This window comes from Bradyrhizobium sp. MOS002 (assembly GCF_003020115.1).
Taxonomy (GTDB): Bacteria; Pseudomonadota; Alphaproteobacteria; order Rhizobiales; family Xanthobacteraceae; genus Bradyrhizobium.
Window position 1 is genome coordinate 1 of sequence record NZ_PYFX01000058.1, and the last position, 3,156, is coordinate 3,156.

At 61.8% G+C, this 3,156-nt stretch carries 1 protein-coding gene; it reads right to left on the minus strand.

Going from position 1 to position 3,156, the window contains the following annotated elements; all coding sequences use genetic code 11:
* On the minus strand, window positions 1-2,801 hold a 2,801-nt coding region (locus C7G41_RS36760; protein WP_106947067.1), incomplete at its 3' end, for an autotransporter outer membrane beta-barrel domain-containing protein.
* Window positions 2,802-3,156 lie beyond the last annotated feature (355 nt).

The window sequence follows — 3,156 nt, forward strand, 5'->3', positions numbered from 1 at the left end:
ACGCCAGCCGCTCCGCGAATGCCATTACGCCTGCCGCCGTCGGTGTCGCCGACAGAGAACTGGTAGTCGGCATTGGCGTAGAAGCTGACAGTGGCGTTCATCCTCACGCTCACGCCACCGCCCAGTTGCACGCGATTCGCTTGCTCCAACAGCGGCACCAGATCGACGCCGGAATACGTCGTGGTCGCCCGAGCACCCCAATCGCGCCACAGATTGGCGCGCACGTATGGCTGCCACACCTGGCCGCTATCGCCGGCGATGGTCCATCGGCCGCGCAGGCCGATACGCCCGCTGGTGCCTGACGTGGTACCCAGCGCGACCGCACCCAGGCCATCATTGGCGTCGTCGAACGACACATGTTGCCAGACGATCTGCGCCTGCGGCTCCAGCACGAAGCCCGGTCCGAACATCGGCAGCCGAATCGGATAGCCCGTCTCCATCGACGAGACGAAGCCGAAGCCGGTGGTCGAAAGGCTGGCGAATTGCGTGGACGCCGCGCCTTCGTAGCGCGTCGCCTGCGCCACCGCGTCAAGGTACCAGTCATTCGGGCCGTAATGCGTCCAGTAAGCGCCGCCTGACCATGCATTGAGATTGAGACCGCCGGTGTGACGGAGCATGTAGCCGGTCGCTGCTTCGTTAGTGACGAGGCCGCTCACATCGACATTGGCATTGGCATATCCGACATAAATGCCTCCGGCATCGCGATGGCCCGGTATCGATTCGCCCCGCCACAGATCGAGGCCGGTCTGAAAGCCCAGCACCTGGCCGGAGGCCCGCGGATCCGCGAATGCCCTGTAGTGGTTGTCGATCCGCTGGCCTAAGACTCGCCCCCAGACTGAGGGCGCCCAGCCGGCGCTCCGGCAATCGGTCGGCGCTTTCACCGGCACCTTGCGCGACATCCCATTCGCCGTGTTGCCGTCGGCAGCGCAAGGCGTCCCCAAATTAGCATTAAGCAGGGTATCACCGGTGCGCTCATGCAAGGTGCCGAGCGTCGTTATTCCTAATTGCCGGGCGATCGGCTGGACCACGCCGTAGGTCGCAATCTCCGGTCCGATGATTGGGTAGATACCCGGGGGGAGCGTCCCAGGGGGCGGATTGGTTGGTAGTGCCGGTCCGAGTGGCACGAGCGGCACTGTTGGCGGCTCGATCGGCTCCGGGGGGACGACGAAGGTCGAGCGGAGAAACCAGTCGTTTGGACTGCTGCCGCCGAGGCCTCCACGGAAAAGAAAATAGTCGAAGGCGCCGCCGCGCACCTCGCCGGCGAGCGCGAAGGCACCGGGCACCGTTGTACCGTTGTTGATTACCTGTACCACCGCGATGCCATTCGCCACCGTCTCTGCGCCGGGGCCACCCGCATTGGTGATGTGCAAGATGGAATTGCCGGTCGCGCTGCCTCCGTTGATGATGAGCCTGTCCGAAGGCGAGCCGTCGGGGCCGAGAAACGTATTGAGCCCGATTGTGCCGTTCGCGCCCACGTAGTTGCCCGCGGTTAGCGTCTTGTAACTCGACAGTTGCGTGGGATCCCCGGTCGGCGCGGTGTAGATGATGTGACTGTTGTCGTTGATGACGGTTGTTGCCGTCGAACTCCCGGTCATCATCCAGATGGTATTTTGCGTAAGATTTACCGTGCTCATACTGCCGCCCTGCGTCGAGATCACTCCTTGCAAGGTCGCCCCTTGAGCGTTGAACGTCGTGTTGCCGGACGAGTTCGTGTCGAGCAGGGTGTTGTTGTTCGCAGTCGCGATCGTGTTGCTGAGATTGATGTTGGCAGTGGCGCCCTGCACCAAGAAGGAAGCCTCGCTCGCCATAATCGTCGCATTGCTGTACTGCAACGTGTTGGCGGCGCCGCCGTTGTTGAAAAGAAAGCCGATGCCGCCATTCCCCGAAGCCGTCACGTTAGTGCCGGCCATCGTCACGCTGCCGCCGTTCTGAAGCCGGCCGCCTGCGCCGTTGACGTCAGATACCGAACCGCCGGTCGTCATGATGCCGGCGCCGTTCGCTGAACTCACCCCGGCGTTACCGCCGCCTCCACTAACGCTGACGACTACGTTGTTTGCTGTAATCGTACTCCCAGTGCCAGTCGCCAGAAGTCCCGTCTCTCCCCCGCCGTTTCCACTGACGGTGACACTGCCGCCGGTCAAACTCACTTTGCTACCTGTTTCCGCCTTCGCGCCGATGTCGCCACCACCACCACCCGGCATCGATAAGGTCGTACCCGTCAATAAAATCTGGCTGCCGGCGCCGGTTGCCCAAAGACCGGTATTGCCACCTCCCCCAGCCGCGTAACCGATTGAATTACCGCTTATCAGGTTGATGGTGCCGCCATTGGTCGCCTTCGCGGCTACGTTGGCCCCTGCGCCGTTGAGACTTACTGAGAGACCGGTCGCGCTGATTTGGCTGTTCGCTCCATTGGCAAGGAGTGCAGTGCCTCCGCCGCCGAAGGGCGTGTTGATGGCCGCCCCCGTTCGGAAAATGATCTGACCGCCGCTTTGCGCTGACGCAGCGATGGCCCAGTTGCCATTGATGCTGGATCCGGAACTGAAGGTGATCGTGCCGTTGGTTTCGGCCAAACCACCGGTGCTTCCGCCGTTGAAAGGATTGATATTGACGTTACTGGTGGTGATGTTGGCGCTGGTGAGCGCGTGAACCGCAGGCGAGCCGTTGAGAACGGTATCGGGAGCAATGGTACAAGATCCGCTGGTGAGCGTGACGGTAGAGCCTGCGACGCTACAGGCTTGGGCGGTCGCCCTCTCAACCACGGCGCCGGACGCAAGCAGAACGAGCGTCGCGAGCGCGATCATGGCCCGGATTGATCTCGGCAGCACTGTATCGCATGTGCGTCTCCAAACTGACGCGAGGAAGGCCGGGGTCATGCGCACAGGCCTACAGGTCGCCGCATCAGTTCGGGCGTCATTTGATCGCTGGCGAAGGACTGAGCGCACCCAACAGCTCCCGGCGATGTCACAGAAAAGCACAAAAAATTATGCGCTATCTCCGCTTGCAAATCGCCTGAACCACATTTGTCTAAGCTGTTGCCCTAATTGTGACGCGGGGCGAGCGGTTTCGTTTCCACAGATTGATGATGCTCTCGGGCCACGCAATGGACAGCAATACAGACCAAAGAGACAGACACTTTAAGACCGAGCTTGGAGGAGG